Annotated in this window: 18 protein-coding genes and 1 pseudogene; 8 read left to right on the top strand and 11 right to left on the bottom strand. The window is 71.1% G+C overall.

Translation table 11 applies throughout. The features are described from left to right. Window positions 1-93 precede the first annotated feature (93 nt). Window positions 94-435, top strand: a complete 342-nt coding sequence (locus HET64_RS04565; protein ID WP_215102559.1) for a YciI family protein — start codon at window positions 94-96, stop codon at window positions 433-435. Window positions 436-499: 64 nt separating this feature from the next. Here HET64_RS04565 and HET64_RS04560 read toward each other — a convergent pair whose 3' ends face one another. From HET64_RS04560 to HET64_RS04550, 3 genes are all read right to left on the bottom strand, one after another. Further along, complete coding sequence (locus HET64_RS04560; RefSeq protein ID WP_215102557.1) at window positions 500-1,516, bottom strand: alcohol dehydrogenase catalytic domain-containing protein; 1,017 nt, start codon at window positions 1,514-1,516, stop codon at window positions 500-502. After that, on the bottom strand, window positions 1,513-2,757 hold the full coding sequence (locus HET64_RS04555) for a cytochrome P450 (protein ID WP_215102555.1): 1,245 nt from the start codon (window positions 2,755-2,757) through the stop codon (window positions 1,513-1,515). Before HET64_RS04555 ends, HET64_RS04560 begins: the two co-directional genes overlap by 4 nt. Before the next feature lie 84 nt (window positions 2,758-2,841). Next, entirely contained in the window at window positions 2,842-3,564 is a 723-nt protein-coding gene (locus HET64_RS04550) for a DUF2306 domain-containing protein (RefSeq protein WP_215102553.1), read from the bottom strand. Between the two features lie 247 nt (window positions 3,565-3,811). Here HET64_RS04550 and HET64_RS04545 point away from each other — a divergent pair, with 247 nt between their 5' ends. From HET64_RS04545 to HET64_RS04530, 4 genes are all read left to right on the top strand, one after another. Next, a complete protein-coding gene (locus tag HET64_RS04545) occupies window positions 3,812-5,200 on the top strand; it encodes an NAD(P)/FAD-dependent oxidoreductase (protein WP_215102551.1) in 1,389 nt (462 codons plus the stop codon). A 46-nt stretch (window positions 5,201-5,246) separates the two neighbouring features. Further along, window positions 5,247-6,404 carry an epoxide hydrolase family protein gene (locus tag HET64_RS04540; protein WP_215102549.1) on the top strand — a complete coding sequence of 386 codons (1,158 nt, stop codon included), beginning with the start codon at window positions 5,247-5,249 and terminating at the stop codon, window positions 6,402-6,404. Between the two features lie 75 nt (window positions 6,405-6,479). Beyond that, window positions 6,480-8,099, top strand: coding sequence for an FAD-dependent oxidoreductase (locus tag HET64_RS04535; RefSeq protein ID WP_215102547.1), 1,620 nt, complete (start codon window positions 6,480-6,482; stop codon window positions 8,097-8,099). Window positions 8,100-8,330: 231 nt separating this feature from the next. Next, window positions 8,331-9,521, top strand: a complete 1,191-nt coding sequence (locus tag HET64_RS04530; protein ID WP_215102545.1) for an acyl-CoA dehydrogenase family protein — start codon at window positions 8,331-8,333, stop codon at window positions 9,519-9,521. A gap of 366 nt (window positions 9,522-9,887) precedes the next feature. On the opposite strand, the pseudogene HET64_RS04525 reads toward HET64_RS04530, so the two are convergent. Further along, window positions 9,888-10,028: pseudogene (locus tag HET64_RS04525) on the bottom strand (Rieske 2Fe-2S domain-containing protein); the annotation flags it as partial. A 14-nt stretch (window positions 10,029-10,042) separates the two neighbouring features. Between HET64_RS04525 and HET64_RS04520 the strand changes: the two are divergent. Continuing rightward, window positions 10,043-10,198 carry a DUF6131 family protein gene (locus HET64_RS04520; RefSeq protein ID WP_215102543.1) on the top strand — a complete coding sequence of 52 codons (156 nt, stop codon included), beginning with the start codon at window positions 10,043-10,045 and terminating at the stop codon, window positions 10,196-10,198. 145 nt (window positions 10,199-10,343) lie between these two features. Here the strand turns inward: HET64_RS04520 and HET64_RS04515 are convergent, their stop codons facing one another. The 7 genes from HET64_RS04515 to HET64_RS04485 all read right to left on the bottom strand — a co-directional run bounded on the left by HET64_RS04515 (window position 10,344) and on the right by HET64_RS04485 (window position 18,287). Next, window positions 10,344-11,612: an RNA polymerase sigma factor gene (locus tag HET64_RS04515; protein WP_215102541.1), complete on the bottom strand. Its 1,269-nt coding sequence runs from the start codon at window positions 11,610-11,612 to the stop codon at window positions 10,344-10,346. Between the two features lie 60 nt (window positions 11,613-11,672). Then, entirely contained in the window at window positions 11,673-12,287 is a 615-nt protein-coding gene (locus tag HET64_RS04510) for a dTDP-4-dehydrorhamnose 3,5-epimerase family protein (protein WP_215102539.1), read from the bottom strand. Between the two features lie 61 nt (window positions 12,288-12,348). Then, window positions 12,349-13,590, bottom strand: coding sequence for a class I SAM-dependent methyltransferase (locus HET64_RS04505; RefSeq protein ID WP_215102537.1), 1,242 nt, complete (start codon window positions 13,588-13,590; stop codon window positions 12,349-12,351). Between the two features lie 61 nt (window positions 13,591-13,651). After that, entirely contained in the window at window positions 13,652-14,773 is a 1,122-nt protein-coding gene (locus tag HET64_RS04500; protein WP_215102535.1) for a DegT/DnrJ/EryC1/StrS aminotransferase family protein, read from the bottom strand. Between the two features lie 19 nt (window positions 14,774-14,792). Continuing rightward, entirely contained in the window at window positions 14,793-16,043 is a 1,251-nt protein-coding gene (locus HET64_RS04495) for an acyl-CoA dehydrogenase family protein (protein ID WP_215102533.1), read from the bottom strand. A gap of 176 nt (window positions 16,044-16,219) precedes the next feature. Continuing rightward, on the bottom strand, window positions 16,220-17,539 hold the full coding sequence (locus tag HET64_RS04490; RefSeq protein WP_215102587.1) for an NDP-hexose 2,3-dehydratase family protein: 1,320 nt from the start codon (window positions 17,537-17,539) through the stop codon (window positions 16,220-16,222). A gap of 127 nt (window positions 17,540-17,666) precedes the next feature. Continuing rightward, on the bottom strand, window positions 17,667-18,287 hold the full coding sequence (locus tag HET64_RS04485; protein WP_308369801.1) for a streptomycin biosynthesis protein StrG: 621 nt from the start codon (window positions 18,285-18,287) through the stop codon (window positions 17,667-17,669). Window positions 18,288-18,625: 338 nt separating this feature from the next. On the opposite strand from HET64_RS04485, the gene HET64_RS04480 reads away from it, so the two are divergent. Both HET64_RS04480 and HET64_RS04475 read left to right on the top strand, forming a co-directional pair. Further along, complete coding sequence (locus HET64_RS04480) at window positions 18,626-19,600, top strand: putative sugar O-methyltransferase (RefSeq protein WP_215102529.1); 975 nt, start codon at window positions 18,626-18,628, stop codon at window positions 19,598-19,600. Next, window positions 19,597-20,604 (top strand): NAD-dependent epimerase/dehydratase family protein, encoded by a 1,008-nt coding sequence (locus HET64_RS04475; RefSeq protein ID WP_215102527.1) that lies wholly within the window; start codon window positions 19,597-19,599, stop codon window positions 20,602-20,604. Before HET64_RS04480 ends, HET64_RS04475 begins: the two co-directional genes overlap by 4 nt. Window positions 20,605-20,840: the final 236 nt, after the last annotated feature.

The raw sequence follows: 20,840 nt of genomic DNA, 5'->3' as shown, positions 1-20,840 counted from the left end.
GTGCGGAGCATCCGCGCGTGCGGGCCGGGGCCCCTGGCGGACAGCCGGCGCGCCCGGCCCGTTCGGGCTTCGAGTACGAGGAGAGAAAGCGCCATGAAGTACATGCTCCTGATCTACAGCAACCCCGCGGTGTGGGAGGCGTTGTCCGACGAGGAGCGTGCGGCGCTCGGGCCCGAGCACGCGGCTCTGATCGAGGAGCTCGTCGAGTCCGGTGAGTGGGTCGGCGGTTCGGTGCTGCAAGCGCCCTCGCAGAGCAGGACCGTTCGGGTGCGCGACGGTGCGGCACTCACCACCGACGGCCCCTTCGCCGAGGTCAAGGAGCACATGGCCGGCTACGACATCGTCGACTGCGTGAGCGTGGAACGGGCGCTGGAGATCGCGGCCCGTATCCCTGACGCCCGGCTGTCCGGCGTCGAAGTCCGTCCGCTCGGCTGAGGGCCCGCCCGGGCGGGGCGGGCCTTCGGGTGCGTCGCACCGCCCCGCCGCGCTCCGACGCGGCTCAGTAGGTCACGACGGCGCGGAAGCGGACCTCGCCCCTCTCCACCTTGTCGACGGCGTCCGCGACCGCTTCCATCGGGAAGACCTCCGTCATCGGGGTCACCGCGCCCTCCGCGACCAGGTCGAGCGCCTCGGTCAGGTACCGCAGCCCGTGGTGGGTGGCGCCCAGCACACGCTGGCCCCGGGCCCAGAACGGGGTGGCGGGATCGATGGTGAACGAACCCGCCGGGTCGATGGTGGCGAGCACGATCCGCCCGCCGGTCCGCAGTCCCTGGAGGGCGTCCGTCGCCGCCTCGTAGGACGTACCGGTCACCAGGACGACGTCGGCGCCGCCGGCCTCGCGCAGCTCCTCCCCGTCACGGACCACGAGGTCGGCCCCGAGTCTCGTGGAGACCTCGTGCTTGTCGGCGGAGCGGGTGATGGCGACGGTCTCGTACCCGCAGGCCCGGGAGTACTGCACGGCAAGGTGCCCGAGGCCTCCGATGCCGAGGACGGCGATCCGCTCGTGCGGCCGCGGTTCGCTCACCCGCAGGGCGCTCCAGGCGGTGTAGCCCGCGCAGAGGACGGGCGCGGCCGTCGCGTAGTCCAACCCGTCGGGGAGGAGCACGGTGCTCGCGGCGGCCACGCAGAGGTACTCGGCGTGGCCGCCCTGTACGGTCAGGCCGGTCATCACCGGCGCCGCGCAGGACATGGCGGACTGGCCGGTCAGCGGAAGGTTGCGCCGGCAGTAGGCGCACCGGCCGCAGGTGGCCTGGACCCAGGTGGTGCCGACGCGGTCGCCCACCTCGCGGGTGGTGGTGCCCGGCCCCAGTTCGACGACCTCGCCCGCCGCCTCGTGCCCCGTGACCGCCGGATCGCACGACGGGAAGGGGAAGACGCCCTGGGCGGTCCAGAGGTCGTTGTGGCAGAGTCCGCAGGCGTGCACCTTGACGAGCACCTCGCCGGGGCCCGGCCGGGGCGTCGGAACCTCCTGGATCTCCCAGCGGGCGTTGACCGCGGGGATGACGGCGGCCTTCATCGGCCCACCCCCTCAGTCCTCAGCCGTACGGGGAGAGTGCGCAGCCCGTTCATGATGAAGCTGCCCTGCGGCTCGATGTCCCCGGGGGCCACGGCCAGATCGAGGTCGGGGAAGCGGGCGAAGAGCGCGGGGAGCACGATCCTGGCCTCCTCCCGGGCCAAGGGCATGCCGATGCAGCGGTAGATGCCGTGGCCGAAGGCCAGGTGGGCCTTGTCGGCCCTGGACGGGTCGAACCGGCCGGCGCTCGGGCCGTGCACGGCGGGGTCGCGTCCGGCGGCGGCGAAGGCGATCAGGACGGGATCGCCCCGGGGGATGGTGACCCCGCCGATCTCGACGTCCTCGGTGGGGAAGCGGAACGGCAGGTGGGCGACCGGGGCCTCGGCCCGCAGCGTCTCCTCGATGACGTCGTCCCAGCTGATCCGGCCGGCTCGGAGCTCCGCGCGCTGCTCGGGGTGGGTGAGCAGCAGGTGGACGGCGTTGGCTATGAGATTCATGACCGGTTCGGTGCCGGTGCCGAGCATGAGGTGCAGGGTGCCGACGAGCTCGGACGGACTCAGCCGGGAGCCGTCCTCCTCCTGGGCGGCGATGAGGTCGCTCGTCAGGTCGTCGCCGGGCGTCCTGCGTTTGCTCTCGACGAACTCGTGCATCTCCTGGTGCCATCGTTCGACGTTGGCCGCGGCGTCCTCGGGCGAGGTGGTGGTGTCGACGTTGACTTCGCCGCCGCGCAGCATGGCGGCACGGTCCTGCGGCGCCACGCCCACCAGGTCGCAGATGACACGCGCCGGAAGGGGGTGGGCGAAACGCGCTTTGAGGTCGACCTTGTCGCCGGGTCCGCTCTCGGCCAGCTCGTCCAGCAGTTCGGTACAGGCCTGTTCGATGGCGGAGCGCATGGCGCTGACCCGGCGCGGGGTGAACGCCTTCGCGGTGAGCCTGCGCAGTCGGCTGTGGTCGCTGCCGTGCGCGGTGGTCAGGTTGTCCATGAGGACCCAGCCGATGAGCGGGAAGTCGTCCCCGATCTCCCCGTTCACGTACGCGGTCCAGTGTTTGCGCGGGTCCTTGGAGAACCGCTGGTCGCCGAGAACGCTCAGGGCGACGTCGTAACCGGTGACGGACCAGGCCCGTACGCCGCCGGGGAGTTCCACCCGGGCGACGGGCCCCTGCTCGCGCAGGCGGTCGGCTTCCGCATGGATGTTCTGGCCCGTGCGGTCGATGACAACCGGGCAACGGCTTTCCACAACCATCTCCAGGGGTCGGCTGATCGGTGAGGCGGGCGGTGACGGGGCCGTCGGACGGGCGTCACCGGTCCGTTGGGCAGCGGGCGGCCGTCAGACGGGCGTGGGTGCGGGCCGGTTCGGCCTGCGGTCCAGCCACCACTGGACGAGCATGAGGTTGATCATCCAGCCGAGCCAGCGAGCCACCTCGAAGAGGTAACCCACGTCGATGTTCAGCTCGGCGTACGTCATGACGTTGACCATGGCCCGTCCCCACAGCACGCCCGTCGCGAGGGCGAAGCTGTACAGCATCCAGCGCCGGTGGTCGTCGTACTGCCGCTTGCGCGCCGCGCGGTACCCCATGGTGGTGGTGCCGATCCACAGGAGCGCGTGGACCGCGACGCCGATGGTGCCCTGCCACGCGGGCATCAGCGGCATGATCGCCAGAGCCAGTACGGCACTGGGCAGCGCTCCGGCGAACACGTAGAGGCGGCCGCTGGCCCGGTGGATCCGCGGATGGTTGCGGCGCAGCAGCGGCCAGACCTGGAGAACCACGGTGACCAGGGCGATGGTGCCGAAGCCGATGTGCGCGACGAGCAGCGGGTAGTGCAGCGGCACGTCCTCGTTCAGCGTGATCCGTGCCTCCGACGCGTCCAGCCCCAGGTAGGCCGTCAGTTCGTCGACGAGGAACAGCGTGACGAGCAGGGCCAGCAGAAGGGGCCAGGGGCGGCGCCACCAGGCCCTGCCCGGTCGCGACGGGTCCTGCTCGGGCGCGGGCCCGTCCTTCCGGTTCGGGGAGGGCAGGGTGATGTCGGCCGGTTCGGTCTGCTGAGCCATGGAGGTCCTTCCGTCCGACGAGCTTCAATGGGCGTCAGCGTCACACCCGTTCAGACGCCCGGCATCTTTCAGGTTGCTCTGCGCGCCCCGCGCCCGACTCGATCCGAAATCCGAAGTTCCCCTGCTCGCAGAGAGGTTGGGTGGGGAGAGTTCTTTCCAGCAGCGCAATCCAGAAGAAGCGGCACCCGGCGGAGCACACCAGGATGCGCTGGGAGATCAACCGGTGGGCTGCAGAGAGGGGATCACGATGAGTGAGCGCATCGGGGATCGTGCGGTAGTGCTGGGCGGGAGCATCGCGGGGCTGCTGGCCGCCCGGGCTCTCGCCCGGCACTACACCGAGGTCGTCGTCGTGGACCGCGACCGGCTCACCGGCGTACGGGGGCCGCGGCGCGGAGTGCCGCACGGCAGACACGCCCACGGTCTGGTCGCACGGGGCCACCAGATACTCGAGTCCTTGTTCCCGGGCCTCACGGAGGAACTGGTCGAGGCGGGGATCAGGCCGGGGGACTTCAGCGGCGACATCCGCTGGTACTTCAACGGCCGGCTGCTGCGGCCCGCCCGCACCGGACTGGTCTCGGTGCCCGCCACCCGGCCCGTGCTGGAGTACCACCTGCGCCTCCGCGTGCAGGCTCTCACCGGCATCACGTTCCTGGAGGAGCACGATGTGCTGGGGCTGGTCACGAGCTCCGACCGGCGTCGGGTCACCGGGGTACGGGTACGGCCGACGGCCGAGGACGCCGAGCAGCGGGAGCTCGCCGCCGACCTGGTGGTCGACACCACGGGCCGGGGTTCGCGCACCCCCGCGTGGCTGGACGAATTCGGCTACCGGCGGCCCGAGGAGGAACAGGTCAAGATCGACCTGGCCTACACGACCCGGCACTACCGGCTGTCGTCGGACCCCTTCGGGAGCGACCTGGCGATCATTCCGGCGGCGACCCCCTCGCATCCGCGCGGGGCCTTCTTCTACCGCACACCGGGCGAAGGCCATCAGGTAGAGCTCTCCCTGACGGGGGTACTCGGCGACCACCCGCCGACCGATCCCGAGGAGTTCGACCGCTTCACCCGGTCGCTGCCCGTTCCGGACATCCACGAAGCAGTACGGAACGCGGAAGCCCTCGACACCCCGGTCATGCACCGCTTCCCGGCCAGCCGGAGGCGGCACTACGAGCGGCTGGACCGCTTCCCCGAGAGACTGCTGGTCATGGGGGACGCGGTGTGCAGCTTCAACCCGGTCTACGCCCAGGGCATGACCGTCGCGGCCCTGCAGTCCCTCGTGCTGGAACGGCACCTTCGGGCGGGACACGCGCCGGAACCACTCCCCTTCCTCCGGGACATCTCCCGCGAGATCGATTCCCCCTGGGAGTTCTCGGCGGGCGCGGACCTCGGTTACGCGGGGGTCAAGGCGCCGCGCCCGGCCCGGGTCCGGCTGGCCAACGCCTACGTCACCCGGGTCCAGAAGGCCGCGGTCCACGACCCCGCCCTCACCAACGCGCTGATGCGGGTGGCGGGGCTCATCGAGCCGCCGCAGTCCCTGATGCGTCCGGCCACCGTGCTGCGGGTGCTGCGGCACGCGGCCCGCAGGCCGCCCCGCACCGCGCCGGGCCGCGAGGTCCCGGCGCGGGAGAAGAGCGCCTGACCCCCGTAGGACAGAAGCCAGCCCCGGACGACCGACAGAGGTGACCGTGCGCCCCTTCCGCATCGACATTCCCCAGCAGGACCTCGACGACCTGCACCGCAGACTGGCCGCGACACGCTGGCCGGGCGAGCTGCCCGGAGTCGGCTGGGAGAGGGGTGTCCCCCTGGCCCACCTCAAGGAACTCACCGAGTACTGGCTCCACGACTACGACTGGCGCACCGCCGAGGCGCGGCTGAACCGTTTCCCGCAGTTCCTCACCGAGATCGACGGGGCCCGGATCCATCTGCTGCACGTACGTTCACCCGAACCGGACGCGACGCCGCTGATCCTGACCCACGGCTGGCCCGGCTCGTTCGCCGAGTTCACCGAGGTCATCGAGGTGCTGACCGACCCGCGCGCGCACGGCGGGGACCCGCGCGACGCGTTCCACGTGGTGGTGCCCTCCCTACCGGGGTACGGATTCTCCGGACCCACCGGTGCGACCGGCTGGGACGTGTCCCGGGTCGCCGCCGCGTGGGCGGAGTTGATGCGCGAACTCGGCTACGACCGGTACGTGGCGCAGGGCGGCGACTGGGGCATGCCCATCTCGCTGCGGCTGGCGCTCGCCGACCCCGAGCATGTCGCCGGTGTGCACCTGAACATGCTGGTGACCTTCCCGCCGGACGATCCGGCCGCGATGGCGGACCTGGACGAGGCGGACCGGGCGCGACTGGACTTCGCCGTCCGGTTCGACCAGGACGCCGCGGGCTGGCAGAAGATCCAGTCCACCAGGCCCCAGACCCTGAGCTACGGTCTCACCGACTCACCGGTCGGCCAACTCGCTTGGATCGTCGAGAAGTTCACCGAGTGGTCCGATCCGAAGCAGTTGACCGACGAGACGATCGACCGGGACCGGATCCTGACCAACGTCATGATCTACTGGCTCACCGCCACGGCCGGACCCAGCGCCCAGCTCTACTACGAGTCCACACACACCCCCGAGGACTTCGTACGGACCTGGGGAGGCCCTTGGCCGCTGACCGTGCCGGTCGCGGTCGCGTCCTTCCCCTTCGACGCGGTGCGTCCCGTACGCGGCTTCGCCGAACGCCTCCTCCCCACCCTCACGCGGTGGACCGAATTCGACCGCGGCGGCCACTTCGCCGCCATGGAGCAGCCCGGGCCCTTCGTCCAGGACGTGCGGGCGTTCGCCCGTTCACTGCGGTGACGGCAAGGGCACAGCGCCCCCGCACCGCGCGACCGAGCAAGGCAGACCAATCGTGGAGGTAGCAAGTTGAGCTCGATGAAACGCCGTGGCTTTCTGACGGCGGCCATGATCAGCGGCGGGGCCCTGGCGACGGGGGCCGCTTCACCGGCTTCCGCGCGGCCGGGGCCGGATGCCGGGTGGAAGAACCCGGCCGCCTGTCCTCAGCCGTTCCGGGCGGTCACGGTCAGGGCGGGCGACTCCCGCTACAACAGTCTTACCGGCGGGCACAACCAGCGGTTCGTCGGACAGCCGGAGTCCATCCGGGTGGTGAGCACGACGGAACAGGTCGTCGCCGCCGTGGAGGAGGCCGTGGCGGCGGGCAGACGCATCGCGGTGCGCAGCGGCGGACACTGCTTCGAGGGCTTCACCGCCTCCCCGGACGTACAAGTGCTGCTGGACATGTCCCAGTTCGACGCCGTCCACCATGACCCCGAACGACGGGCCTTCGTGGTGGAGCCGGGCGCGACCCTGGGACACGTCTACCGGACCCTGTTCAAGAACTGGGGCGTGACGATACCCGGCGGCGCCTGCCTGGACGTGGCGGCCGGCGGGCACATCACCGGCGGCGGCTACGGGCACCTGTCACGCCGGCACGGCCTCGTCTCCGACCACCTCTACGCGGTGGAGGTCGTGGTCGTCGACGCCAAGGGCAAGGCCCGTGCCGTGGTGGCCACCCGGGACGAGGGCGATCCCCACCGGGACCTGTGGTGGGCGCACGCCGGCGGCGGGGGCGGCAATCTCGGCGTCATCACCCGGTTCTGGCTCCGTACACCGGGCGTGACATCGAGCGACCCCACCGCCCTGCTGCCCAAGGCGCCGGGCAACGGGCGCCGCCGAACGATCATGTGGCCGTGGGAGTCCATGACCGAAGCGGCCTTCAGCACCATGCTGCGCAACTACTGCACGTGGTACGAGCGGAACAGTGAGCCCGGCACACCCAGCACCGACATCTGGGGCGTGCTGCTCGCCAACCACCGCTCGGCCGGTGTTCTGGGCATGGTGGCGGTCATCGACGACGCGCTGCCGGACGCGAGCCGGCGGCTCAACGCCCATGTGGACGCGGTCGCCGCCGGTGTCGGTGTCACGCCCGTCATCGACACGGAGCAGGTCATCCCCTGGATGACACCGCAGAACTGGCCGTTGGAGGCCACAGGCCGCTACAAGCACAAGGCCGGTGATTTGCGCAGCGGTTACTCCGACCGGCAGATCGCGACGATCTGGCGCTACCTGGAGGACCGGACGTACGACAATCCGGCGGCCAACCTCGGCATATCCGGGTTCGGCGGACAGGTCAACGCGCCGGCCCCGGACGCCACGGCCACCGCCCAGCGCGACGCCATCCTCAAAGCCGTCTACAGCACGGGCAACTGGGCGGACGGGGAGGACGGCGCCCGGCACCTCACGTGGGTGCGCGACTTCTACCGCGACGTCTACGCCGAGACCGGCGGGGTCCCGGTGCCCGACCGGCGCAACGCCGGCAGCTACATCAACTACCCCGACGTCGATCTGCTGGACACGCGGTGGAACACCTCGGGCGTTCCGTGGACGACGCTCTACTACCGGGGCAACTACCCGCGTCTGCAACGTGTGAAGAAGCAGTACGACCCGCGGAACGTCTTCCGCCACCCCATGTCCATCGCGCCCCCGGCCCGATGACCTGAGCGGGGAGTCCGTAGCCGGCAGGCACCCCCGCACGCGGCGATCGTCGTCCGCCGCGTGCGGGGCCGCGCACGCACCGGGCCCCCGCCACCGCTCCCCCGCACTCGCTTCCCCGGACCCCGCAATCCTGGAGATGTCCCGCACACCGGTGCCCTGCGACGGTGAACACCGGACTCCGGTCACGGCACGCGCACCGGGCTCCCCCCATCGATATTCCAAGGAGAAGCTGTGGACACGACCGAACTCGCGCAAGCGCCGAACCGCGCAGACCTCGTCGCCCGCGCGACGAAGTTGGTGCCTCTGCTCCGCGAGAAGGCCCCCTGGGCCGAAGAGAACCGCGAGTTGCACGAGGACACCATCAGGGCGATGGCCGAATCCGGCCTGTTGCGCACCCGGCTGCCCGCCCGGCTCGGCGGTTACGAGTCCGACATGAGGACGCAGGTCGAGGTGCTCGCGGAACTGGCCAGGGGCGACGGATCCGCCTCGTGGACCGCCGGTGTGTGGTCCATCAGCGCGTGGGTCGCCGGGCTCTTCCCCGACGCGGTGCAGGACGAGGTGTTCACTTCACCGGACGACCTGGTGAGCGGCATCATCAGTCCGACGGCCATGGCGGTGCCGGCGGAGGGCGGCATCGTCGTCAACGGCAGGTGGGGGTTCAACAGCGGGGCGAAGCACAGCAAGTGGAACACCAACGCGGCGGTGCTCGCCATGCCGGACGGCAGTCATCAGCCGATCATGACTCTCATTCCGCTGGCCTCGCTGGAGATCGTCGACGACTGGCACACCGCCGGCCTGCGCGGTTCGGGCAGTGTCAGCACGGTCGCCCAGGACGTCTTCGTGCCGGACGCCCGGTACATCCCGCTGGGCGGTCTGATCCAGGGACACTCCGGGCACGGCAGTAACGCCGACGCCCTCATCTACCGGGCGCCGATCATGCCGACGGCGTGCGCCACGGTCAGCGCGACCGCGCTGGGGCTGGCCAAGGGCGCCAGGGACGTCTTCTTCGAGCGGCTGCCCGGCCGGAAGATCACGTACACCGAGTACGCCGACCAGCGTGAGGCCCCGCTGACCCACCTCCAGGTCGCCGAGGCGTCGGTCAAGATCGACGAGACCGAGTTCCACGTGTACCGCATCGCCGACCTCGTGGACGCCAAGAACGCGTCCGGCGAGCCGTGGACGCTGGAGGAACGCGCCCGCGTCCGGCTCGACACGGGCGCGGCGTGTCAGCGGGCGAAGGAGGCCGTCGACGTCCTGAACACAGCGAGTGGCGCGTCGTCGATCTACACCGACGTGCCCATCCAACGCGTCGAACGCGATGTCCAGACGCTGAACCTGCACGCCATCATGCACCCGAACACCAACCTGGAGCTCTACGGCCGCATCCTGTGCGGCCTGGCTCCCAACACGCAGTACCTCTAGTAGCGCTTCGTCGGGTTCTGTGTCTGCTCCGGTCGCGGGGTGGGTGACGGTTGCATGTGGTGCAGGCGCCGGTCCGGCCCTTCAGCAGGTCTTGGAGACGGCCCAGGACGTGGTAGAGGGCCAGGCCGGCATGTGGGCTTTCGGGTCGAGGCGCCTGATGGTGCGGAGGGCCCGGGCGGCGATGACGAGGGGGGCGCCGGGACGGCCTCGGTGCTCGATCCCGGGCCGGAGCAGCAGGCGTCCCCACCGACGACGGCCGGCTGGGCCTCCGCCGCATCCGGCATACGAGCGGCACGTTCGAGCGGCGAGCGATCGGTCAGACGGAGGAGGCCGGGAGCGGACGGGTCTTCCGCCACTCAGGCGGCAGCCGCAGCGCAGACCGCGGAGCACGGGGCTGTCGCGCAGCGGCGCCCCCAGATGCGGGCAGGCGCCCGGGCCCGTACGGAGCTTGCCTTCCCGGTGGCGCCACACCACCACTTCGGTGGAGCCGACCGCCACCCCGAGGGTCGATCGGAGGCGTCATGATCATCCTCGGCCTCATTCTCCTGGTCATCGGCTTGATCGCCGGCATCGGCGTCCTGTGGACCATCGGGATCATCCTGGTGGCCATCGGCGCGGCGCTATGGGCTCTCGGAGCCCTGGGGCACGCGGTGGGAGGACGTCGGCACTACCGGTAGCGGGCTGAACCAGCGTGCCACCGGCTCGGACCGGGTCGAACGCGTCAACCGCGCCCTCGCCGACGAACGGTCCTGTCGGCGGCCCCGCACCAGCGACACCGAACGCACGGACGCCCTCAACGCCTTCCTCCACCGGCGCTGAGGGTCAGGACACCCGGCCGCCCCGCGCCTCCAGGCGCGTCGCACGGGAGAGGAGATGGCGCCGCTCCGGTGCGCTCGTGGTGCGCCGGGCGGCGTCGCGATAGCAGTCCGCCGCCGCCCGGTGCTCCCCGAGCAGTTCCAGGAGGTGCGCCCGGGTGGCCGGCAGCCGGTGGTGGTGGGCCATGCGGTGGTCGGACTGCAGGGTGGCCAGCAGGTCGAGCCCGGCGCTCGGGCCGTGCACCATGGCGAGGGCGACCGCGCGGTTGAGGGTGACCACCGGGTTCGGGGCGGCCTGTTCGAGGAGTTCGTACAGGGCGAGGATCTGGGGCCAGTCGGTGGAAGCGACCTGCTCGGCCTCGTCGTGGACCGCTGCGATCGCCGCCTGCAGTTGGTACGGCCCGACGCGTCCCCGGGGCAGCGCCTCACTGATCAGGGCGATGCCCTGGGCGATCAGCTCGCGGTCCCACCGGCTGCGGTCCTGCTCCGCGAGTGGCACCAGGCCGCCGTCGGCGCCCACCCGCGCACGGCGCCGCGCGTCGGTGAGCAGCATGAGCGCCAGCAGACCGGTGACCTCGGCGTCCGAGGGCAGCAGCCGGTGCAGCAGCCGGGTGAGCCGGATCGCCTCGCCCGACAGCGCCGGCGCGGTCAGGGCGGTGCCGTCCGTCGTGGTGTACCCCTCGTTGAAGATCAGGTACAGCACGTGCAGCACCGCTTCCACTCGCTCGGCCCGGTCGGCGGCCGCCGGCATGCGGAAGGTCGTGCCGGTCTTCCTGATGGTCTGCTTGGCCCGGCTGATGCGCTGGGCCATCGTCGCTTCGGGAACCAGGTAGGCGGCGGCGATCTGGGCGGTGGTCAGGCCGCCGACGGCGCGCAGCGTGAGCGCGATCCTGCTGGAGGCGGAGAGTCGCGGATGGCAGCAGAGAAAGAGCAGCTTGAGGGAGTCGTCCCGGTCGGTGCGGGGCTCGCTGTCGACTCCGGGGCTGGACAGTTCCGCCGCCGGGACCGCCAGGGCGACGTGGTCCTCACGGCGGCGCCGGGCGTGGTCGGCGCGTACCTGGTCCACCAGGTGACGGGAGGCGACGGTGTACAGCCAGCCGCGGGGATGGTCCGGCCGCCCCTCGACCGGCCACTGGAGCGAGGCGGAGAGCAGGGCCTCCTGGACGGCGTCCTCGCAGGTGTCGAAGACGCCGTACCGCCGGATGAGCGCCCCGAGCACCTGAGGTGCCAGCTCACGCAGCAGGTCCTCGTCCACCTCGCCGTTCTGCGCGGACACGGTCTTTCCTCCACGGCCGTCCGGACCCGGGCCGCGCGTGCGCGGCCCGCCGCGAAGAGTCTAGCCGGGCTTCGTGGGCCCGGCGGCTCCACGCGAGGCCGCGCGCGCGTCCGTACCGGGTAGCAGCCCCGCGCGCAGCGCCTCGGCGAGCAGCGGCGCCTCGCGGTCACGCTGCGAGATCATCACATCTGACGGGCCGGGTACGGGCAGGGCCAGCCGGGGATCGAACGGTGAGATCGCCCGCTCGTTCCCGGGGACGTACTCGCGGGAGAGCAGATACGACATGACCGTGTCGTCCTCCAGTGCGAGGAAGAGGTGCCCCACGCCCTGGGGCAGGTACACGGCGCGGTGGGTCTCCTGGTCGAGCACGACCGAGTCCCACGTCCCGAAGGTCGGTGAGCCGACGCGCAGGTCGACGACGACGTCCAGCGCGCTCCCCCGGGGGCACGTCACGTACTTCTCGCACCCGGGTGGGGTCGCCGTGTAGTGCACGCCGCGCATGACTCCTCTCCGCGAGCGGCTGAAGCTGGCCTGGGCGACGGGGAAGAGGGAAGTCCCCATCGCCGTGCGGAAGTCCGACTCCTGGTAGCTGGACAGAAAGTCTCCCCGGTCGTCGGGGAAGACGGCCGGGGAGAACTCCACCGCGCCCTCGATCGTCATCTTCCGGACGTCCACAGCACTCTCCTCTCACCGCGGCCCGGCCGGACGTGTTTCCGGCCGGGCGCCTTCGCCCGTGTCAGTCGACGCGTACGTCGGGGACGTAGCGGATCCAGTGGCCGCCGGACTCACGGAAGTCCGACTCCTTGGCCATGATCTCGTCCGCGTGGTTCCAGGCGAAGAGCAGTGCGTAGTCCGGGTACGAGTCGGCGAACGCCTCCGCGGCGCGCACCGGGATGTGGGTGCCGGGCGTGAGGCGGCCCTGCTTGGCCGGTGTGGTGTCGCAGACGAAGGAGATGAGATCCGGCCCCAGCCCGCAGTAGTTGGCGACCGTCGCGCTCTTGGCCGTCGCGCCGTACGCCACGACGGTGCGCCCCTCGTCGCGGAGCCGGGTCAGCAGGGCGAGCAGATCGTCCCGGATCGCCGACACGTCTCCGGCGAACCGGCGCAGGACGTCGGGGGCCGTGAGGCGCCGCGTCTCCTCCTCGTCGAGGAGTTCGTCCACGGCCGGCGCGGGCCGGCGCGAACCGGCCCGCGCGAGCGTGTACCTGATCTCTCCCCCGTGGACGGGCAGCCGTCGGACGTCCACGAGTTCAAAGCCGAAGCGCTCGGCCATCGCGCGCACGGAGCGCGCGGTGAAGAGGTAGAAGTGCTCGTCGTAGATCTGGTCGAACGAGGTCTTCTCCACGACGTCCCCGAAGTAGGGGTCCTCGAAGACGAACACGCCGTCCTCGGCGAGCAGGGCGTCGATGCCGCGGAACACGGACTCCATGTAGGGGATGTGGCAGAGGGTGTTGGCCGCGTAGATCACGTTCGCGGGCCCCTCCGTGCGCCGGACGTCGGCGGCGGTCCTCTCCTCGAAGAAGTCGCCGCGCACCCGCACGCCGTGTCCGCGTGCGACGTCGGCGACCTTGCGGGACGGCTCGAAGCCCAGGTGGCGGACGCCGGCCCGACCGATCTGCCGCAGCATCACCCCGTCATTGCAGCCGATCTCGACGGCGAACGCGTCCTCGCGGTCCAGCTCTCCCTTGAGGAACTCGGCCGCGGTGCGGGCGAAGTGCTCGCGCATGACGGCCGAACCGGAGGAGTAGTAGGGGTAGTCCTCGTGGAACATGCGCTCCCTGGGCACCTCCTCGACGAGCTGCACCATGGCGCACGCGGTGCAGCGCGCGACGCGGAGGTCGTAGAAGAACTCGGCGACCGGTGGTTCTTCGGAAAAGGCGTCGGACAGGGGCTGGCGGCCGAGGTCGAGGAACTCCTCGGTCGCCGCACCGCAGATCCGGCACGCGCTCGGCACGGCCGGAAGGGCCTGGTCAGTCATCGTCGGGCCTCCACCATCATCGTGGGCAGGGAAAAGGGAGAACGCGGGTGTCGACCGGTCGTCAGAGCTTCGCCAGTACCTCACGCAGGGACTCGATCACGTGGTCCTGGCGGTCCCTGGGCAGGGAGGGGTACATCGGGAGCGAGAAGATCTCGGCCGCGAGCCGCTCGGTGACGGCCAGGGAGCCCTCGCTCTGTCCCAGGTGGCGGAACCCTTCCATGGTGTGGACGGGCCACGGGTAGCTGACGTTCAGGGAGATGTCGCGCCTGCGCAGCTCTTCGAGGACGAGGTCGCGTTGCGGATGGCGCACCACGTAGAGGTAGTACACGTGCTCGTTGCCCGGCCGGGTCCGGGGCAGCATCAGGCCACCGTCCACGGCGATGTCGCGGAGCGCCTCCTCGTAGCGGCGGGCCACGCGCCGACGGCCCTCGATGTACGCGTCCAGGCGGGTCAGTTTGCGGCGCAGGATCTCCGCCTGGACCTCGTCGAGGCGGCTGTTGTGGCCCGGGGTACTCACCACGTAGTACGCGTCGTCCATGCCGTAGTAGCGCAGGCGCCGCAGTGCCCGGTCGGTCTCCGCGGAGTCGGTGATCACCGCACCGCCGTCGCCGTAGGCCCCCAGCACCTTGGTCGGGTAGAACGAGAAGGCGGCGGCGGCGCCCATGGTCCCGGCCGTCCGCCCGTGGTACCGGGCCCCGTGCGCCTGCGCGCAGTCCTCCAGTACGGTCAGGTCGTGGGCGCGGGCGACGCGCAGCACCGGGTCCATGTCGACGCACTGGCCGTAGAGGTGGACGGGAACGATCGCCCTGGTGCGGTCGGTGACGGCCGCCGCGAGCCGGTCGGTGTCCATCAGGAAGTCGTCCTCGCGGACGTCGACGAAGACGGGGGTCGCCCCGACCGCGTCGATCGCGACCACGGTCGGGGCAGCCGTGTTGGAGACCGTGATGACCTCGTCGCCCGGTCCGACTCCGAGCGCCTCGAGCCCGAGCACGACGGCGTTCGTGCCGTTGTCGACCCCGACGCAGTGGTCCAGTCCGTGCCGGCCGGCGAACTCCGCCTCGAACCCGGCGACGCTCGCGCCCAGCACGAGTTGCCCGGAGCCGAACACGGTCTCCACCGCGTCGAGCAAATCGTCGCGCTCGTTCTCGTATTCGGAAAGGTAGTCCCACACCCTTGTTGTCATCGGCGTGCTCCTCCGCGAGTCAACCGCGCCCGGCGAAGCGGGCGGCTCGGGTGCTCATGTAGTCGTCGTCGTGGTCGATGCGCAGGGCCCGCGCGCTGAGGTAGTCGACGGCGTCGGGGTAGGTGTAGGGCTGCATGAACCACCCGGCCCGGACGTCCCGGTAGAGCCGGGACAGGCTCGACGCCCCGGCGTAGGACGCTCCACCGACGATCGTGAGGCAGTCGTTGACGATGTCGAGCGCGAGCCGGTTGAGCGTCAGCTTCGCGCACTGGAACGGGGTCATCATCCGCGGACCGCGCACGGCCGGATCGGGTGCTTCCGCGGTCAGCGCGTCGGCCTCGGCCAGCGCCGCGGCGGTGGTCGCCCGCGCCGCGTACAGGCGTGCCTCGACATCGGCGACGAGCACGCGGACCGCGGCGGGCGCGCCGGAGCGTCCCCGCTGCCACTCCACGGCGGCGTCGCGGGCCGCGCGGGCGATACCGAGATAGATGCCGAGCATGGTGATCGAGCTGACGGTCTGTCCCGCGAGCGCCGCGGCGCCGCGCTCCCCGACCGGGCCCCGCACCAGTACGTCGGCATCCGGCACGCGGCACCGGTCGAAGCGGATGTCCCACGTTCCCGAGGAGCGCATCCCGAGGCCGTCCCAGGTGTCGAGGACGGTCAGACCGGGGGTGCCGCGGGCGATCAGCGGAGCCGCGAGGCAGGTACGGCCCTCCGACTCGACCAGGGCGTAGGCGAAGAAGTGGGTGGCCACCGGTGCCATGCTCACCAGGGTCTTCTGCCCGGTCAGCAGCCAGCCCCCCGTGCCGTCCGGCTCCAGCCGTGTCACCGCGCTCGGGTGGTCCTTGACCGCGCCGCAGACCCGCGCGGTGCCGGTCGCCATGGCCCGCAGCACCCTCTCCGCGAGCGCCGCCGCCTCGGGTTTGCCGTGTCTCCACTCGTACGTCAGGGTCAGGCCCCGGCTGAACTGGACGTGCAGGGCGAGCGCGGCGGACGCGTCGGCCCGTGCCACCTCCTCCAGGACCAGGGCGATGTCGTGGAGGGAGCCGACACCGAGCCCGCCGAGCTCCGCGGGGACCGTGCCGCCGAGCACGCCGCTGGTTCCGAAGTGCTCGAAGACCTTGTCCGGGAACGTCCCGGTGCGGTCCCGCTCGTCGGCGTCGGCGCGGAGCGCCGGTGTCTGCTCGCCGACCAGGGCGAGCAGTGTTCTTCCCGCCTCGGTGACCGGGGCGGCCAGGTCGGGTCGCGCGGTGACGTTCAGAGCCCCCATCGGCACAGCTCTCCTCCATCGTCGTTCCGGCCGGTCCGGGCGCAGGGCTCCCGAAGGCCGCTCCCTCTCCGTGGCGGAAGGGGGCGGTGCCGGATTCCCGGACCGTTCGCGCATGGGACCACGGTGACACCCCACCGTGCTCGCGGACTTCTCGCAGAATGCGCCCCGCGGAGAACTCAGAGCCGGACAGCTCCGGTGCTCAACACCGAGAGCAGGGTGCGGGCTTGTACGTTCACCCGGCCGCCCCGGCGTGCGACCGCCGAGAGCTGCCCGGGTGTCACCCAGCGGTAACCGGACGGCGGTCGGGACGGTGCCGGCGTCTCGTCGGCCTCCACGATGGCGTAGCGGCTCACGGCGTTCAGGAACCGGCCGCCCTCCTCCGAATGGACCGCCGTATAGCGGATGCGGCCCGGCGGGGCGGTCTCGACGGTGGTGAGGAACGGGGGACGCCGGCCCGGGGGCCGGTCCCGGTGGTACTCCGGGACGCAACTCACCGTCGGAGCCAGTTCCGCGCCCTGTGCGAGACCGATCTCGGCGCCGATCCTGACCAGCAGATGCGGCACTCCGGAGAACCGCCGGGTCACGAAGGCGTGCAGGCCCGGCAGCAGGGGTTCGAACAGCGGCTGCGTCCACTGGGTCACTTCGCGGTTGCCCGCCTCGACGGCGACCGCGACAACACGGAAGTCGCGGTCCGGCACCCGGCGGATCGAATCCGCCGTCCGCACCCATCCCTCGGTGTCGCGCAGAGCGATGCGCCGCACCCGCCGCGGAAGGCGGGACCGCTCGGCGGCCAGCCAGTCCTCGACGCTGCGCACAGGAGCCGGGTCGCCGGACCCTTCGGGCGCCGGGGGGAGGCAGGAGAGCACCGTGCGGCTGTCCATGTTGACGAGGTTGTCGTGGTGCAGCAGGGCAGCGATGGTGTCGAGGGTCAGCCAGCGGAAGTTCTCGCCGGCCGGCACCTCCTCGTCGACCAGGACGATCACGTTCCGGTTGAATTTCCGGTGGAACCACTCGCCGTGCTCCGACTGGAGGACGTCGGCGACCGGGTGCGCCCGGGACGGATCGGTGAAGTAGTCGAGATAGGCGACGGGGGCCCCTTTGTGGACACCCGTGTAGTTGCTGCGCGTCGCCTGCACCGTCGGGGAGAGCTGGACGGTGCGGGGGTTGCCCGGCTCCATCTTCGCCTGCATCAGATAGTGGCGTACGCCCCCGAAATCCTTGGCGAGGATCCCCAGGATGCCCACCTCGGGCTGGTCGATGATGGGCTGGCGCCAGACCGGGTGCGAACCGTCGGCCGTCTCGGCCTCGATGCCCCCGATGGAGAAGAACCGACCGCTGTCGTGCACCAGATCGCCGGTATCCGGGGCGAACGACCACTCGCGGAGACGGTCGAAGGCGATGCGCTCGACCCGGAAGCGGTTGGCCCGCGCACGGGAGGCAAGCCAGTCCACGACCTCCTCGGGCCGGGTGCCCGGGCCTCCGCGGCCCGGTGCCACCCCGGTGCTCCGGGTGGGGGCGGGGGTCCGGGGCCCCGTCGCCCGGCCGTCCGTACGGCTGGTGCTCAACCCGACGCCCCCCTCTGGAGAACCGGCCCGAGACCGTGCCGGCACGGCGTCGGCGCGGTCAGAAGACATCGAAGTACTCCCCGATCCACAGGCCCCTTCCGGCGTCCACCGTGCGCAGCCCCGAAGCGCTGTAGTCGGAGAGCCGGATGCACCGGAAGTCGAAGCTGACCCGAGTCGAACCCGTCTCGTTGACCTTGTTCCCGTGGTGCCAGTTCACCGCGTCGAAGACCAGCACCTGGCCCACGTCGAGCTCGGCCGGCGCGTAGTCGTTCGCCCCCTTCTCCTGCTCCACCCAGACGGAGTTGGTTCCCCAGGCGCGCGTGAGCGGAAGCCAGAAGTTGACCTCGCCGTCACGGTGGTTGTAGTCACCGTCCGTGTGGAACTCTCCTACGGCGACGTTCCCCGGGAAATGAATCCGGAAAGTCGGAACGCGCTGGAAGCAGTATTCATCCGTACCGAGCACTTCCGGTGCGAACGTCTTCACGAAGGAGCGGTACAGCGACCGTATCTTCGTGTCGAACTGCTGGTAGAAGGCGGCGTGGAAGTCGGTGGACTGGTCGGTCTTCCAGGTGAGCCGTTCCATGGACCGGTACGGTCGCAGCTCGTCCAGCGCATCGGACTGGTAAATCGACTCGACCGCCGCACCGAAATCAAATGCGGCCGAATCGTATGCGTACACTTCCGGGCGCCCGCTCCTCCACATTCCCCGGTCTCCTGTCTTCGATTTCACTGCCATAACTCCCGAAGCTAGCATGGGGAATCTCTCGTTCCCATACCCAGGGCGGAAAGCGCACGCTGCGAGAAAGCCGAGGCCGCGTCGAGGGCTCCCGGCGGGCGGCGGTCGTGTCCCGGGCGGCTCGGCAGGGCTCCCGCGGCGCGCTGCACGGACGTGCCGGAAGGCCGGAGTCCCGGTCCCGGTCATCTCTCGCAGCAGCCGCGACCCGGCGTGGAGATCGGCTCGGACACCGCATTTTCGAGGAAGCCGCCGGTCGGCGGGGCCGCCTAACGTCGCAACCCATGGATGACCGATACAGCCCGAGCTCGCTGTGGAATTACAACAACTCCGTCAAGGTCACCGAGGAGGGCGTGGCCAAGCTGGCCTCGTTCAAATCGGATCCGGTGAACTTCAAGCTCGCACTGTGGGATCCGCAGGTCAACGGGGTCCGCTATCTCAAGGCGCTCATCTTCGAACTCGCCGCGCGTCTCACCCCGGAGAACCGCGGGCGTCTGCGCAGGATCCGTCATCGCGAGACCGGGTCACCCATCTCCGTGACCCACGACGGTGACAGCGTCTGCATGGACTACCTGCTCGCGGTCCACGAGTTGGAGTTCATCAGCCGGTACGTCGAACCGGACGGCGCGCGCGTCCTGGAGATCGGCGCCGGCTACGGGCGGACCTGCCACGCGATGCTCTCCAACCACCGGGTCGAGGAATACTGGATCATCGATCTGGGACGTGCCCTCGCGCTGTCCAGGGAGTACCTCCGCACCGTCCTGGACACCGAGACCTTCTCCCGCGTGAGGTTCGTGTCGGTCGACACCACGGACGACCTGGACCGGGCGCTCGGAACCGCCCGCTTCGACCTGTGCCTGAACGTCGACTCGTTCGCCGAGATGCCCCCGGAGACGGTGCGCAACTACCTCGCTCTGATCGACCGGCGGTGCTCCGCGCTCTACGTGAACAACCCGGTCGGCAAATACCTGGAGAAGGAACTGGACAACCACGCGCAGGGCGACGAGGTCGTGCGGATGGCCCTGGCGACGGGGCTGCTGCGGGACCTCCTCGACATCCACGACAGCCGTGCGGTCGCGGCCCTGGCACCGAAGTTCCTCTCGTCCTACCGGCCGGGCCCACGCTGGGAGACCGTCGGCGACGGCAGGGCCGTCCCGTGGAGCTACTACTGGCAGGCCGTCTACCGGCGACCGGACGAACCCCCGACGGCCGGCCGCACGACGGGGCGCCGGACCGGTCAGCAGGGCGACGCGGCGTGACCGGCGCCGATGTGCCGGGCCGCCCCCCGCTCGTCACCGTGCTCGGGGCGTCGGGCTTCATCGGGTCCGTGGTCGTGGCGGCGCTGTCGCGGCGCCCCGTCCGGCTGCGCACGGTGGCCCGGGGACCGGTCGCGGTGCCGCGGGGCGCGCGTGCCGACGTCGAGCGGTGCACGGGTGACCTGACGGACCGGGACGTTCTCCGGGCTGCCGTCGCGGGATCCGACGCGATCATCCACCTCGTCAGTCATGGTGCGGGGTGGCGCGGCGAGGGCGCGTCGGACGAGGCGCTGGGACGGGCCAACGCGGGGGTGATGAACGCGCTGCTCGAAGCGTTGCTGGAGCGCGGACACTCGCGCGGTGCCGCCGCGCTCGTCCTGTTCGCCGGCTCGACGTCGCAGGCCGGGCCCGGCGCCCCGATCCCGGTCGACGAATCCGCGCCGGACGCCCCGACCAGCCCGTACGACCGTCAGAAGCAGGCGGCGGAGCGCGAACTGCTGGCCGCCGCCACGCAGGGCACGGTACGCGGCGCGTCCCTCCGGCTGCCTACGGTCTACGGGCGCGGCGCACCCGCCGGGCGGAAGGACCGGGGGGTGCTGGCGGCGATGGTACGGCGGGCACTGGCCGGGGAGCCGCTGACCATGTGGCACGACGGCTCGGTGCGGCGCGATCTGCTCCATGTCGACGACACCGCACGGGCGTTCCTCGCCGCCCTGGACCACCCCGAGGCGGTCACCGGCCGGCACTGGGTCCTCGGAACCGGGCAGGGCGAGCCGCTGGGCCGGGTCTTCCGGTCGATCGCCGACGGTGTCGCGGCCCGGACCGGACGCCCTCCGGTGCCCGTGACCGCCGTCCCGCCACCGGCACACGCGCTTCCGACGGACCTCATGAGCACAGTGGCGGACTCCACGCGGTTTCGCACCGCGACGGGCTGGCGCCCGCTGACCCCGCTGGACACCGGGCTCGCCGACCTGATCGCCGGCCTCGCGGACGCGCCCCCCGACTGACCGGGCCCCATGGTCCGTGGGCGTCCGACAGGACGCCGAGAGGACTTGCCCCGTCAGGGCGCCCGGCACGCGCCGGAACTCGCGGGACAAGGGAGGCGCGCTGTACATCGCGGACCAGGAAAAGCCGTCGGTGCTCAGTGGCCCCACGAGGTTCCTGATATCCATGTACCTCCCTCACGCGAATATCAGGCCGGTCGAACATTCGAGGTTCCCACGCATATCGGCGGAGTGCCCTG

The organism is Streptomyces sp. McG3, from assembly GCF_018619185.1.
In the GTDB taxonomy this organism is placed as follows: Bacteria; Actinomycetota; Actinomycetes; order Streptomycetales; family Streptomycetaceae; genus Streptomyces.
This window is presented reverse-complemented; position numbering and strand designations above follow the sequence as displayed.

Excerpts from the sequence above, each read along its gene's own strand:
- HET64_RS04565 (WP_215102559.1), top strand. The coding sequence starts at position 94 with ATGAAGTACATGCTCCTGATCTACAGCAACCCCGCGGTGTGGGAGGCG.
- HET64_RS04560 (WP_215102557.1), bottom strand. The coding sequence starts at position 1,516 with ATGAAGGCCGCCGTCATCCCCGCGGTCAACGCCCGCTGGGAGATCCAG.
- HET64_RS04555 (WP_215102555.1), bottom strand. The coding sequence starts at position 2,757 with ATGGTTGTGGAAAGCCGTTGCCCGGTTGTCATCGACCGCACGGGCCAG.
- HET64_RS04550 (WP_215102553.1), bottom strand. The coding sequence starts at position 3,564 with ATGGCTCAGCAGACCGAACCGGCCGACATCACCCTGCCCTCCCCGAAC.
- HET64_RS04545 (WP_215102551.1), top strand. The coding sequence starts at position 3,812 with ATGAGTGAGCGCATCGGGGATCGTGCGGTAGTGCTGGGCGGGAGCATC.
- HET64_RS04535 (WP_215102547.1), top strand. The coding sequence starts at position 6,480 with ATGAAACGCCGTGGCTTTCTGACGGCGGCCATGATCAGCGGCGGGGCC.
- HET64_RS04520 (WP_215102543.1), top strand. The coding sequence starts at position 10,043 with ATGATCATCCTCGGCCTCATTCTCCTGGTCATCGGCTTGATCGCCGGC.
- HET64_RS04505 (WP_215102537.1), bottom strand. The coding sequence starts at position 13,590 with ATGACTGACCAGGCCCTTCCGGCCGTGCCGAGCGCGTGCCGGATCTGC.
- HET64_RS04500 (WP_215102535.1), bottom strand. The coding sequence starts at position 14,773 with ATGACAACAAGGGTGTGGGACTACCTTTCCGAATACGAGAACGAGCGC.
- HET64_RS04495 (WP_215102533.1), bottom strand. The coding sequence starts at position 16,043 with ATGGGGGCTCTGAACGTCACCGCGCGACCCGACCTGGCCGCCCCGGTC.
- HET64_RS04480 (WP_215102529.1), top strand. The coding sequence starts at position 18,626 with ATGGATGACCGATACAGCCCGAGCTCGCTGTGGAATTACAACAACTCC.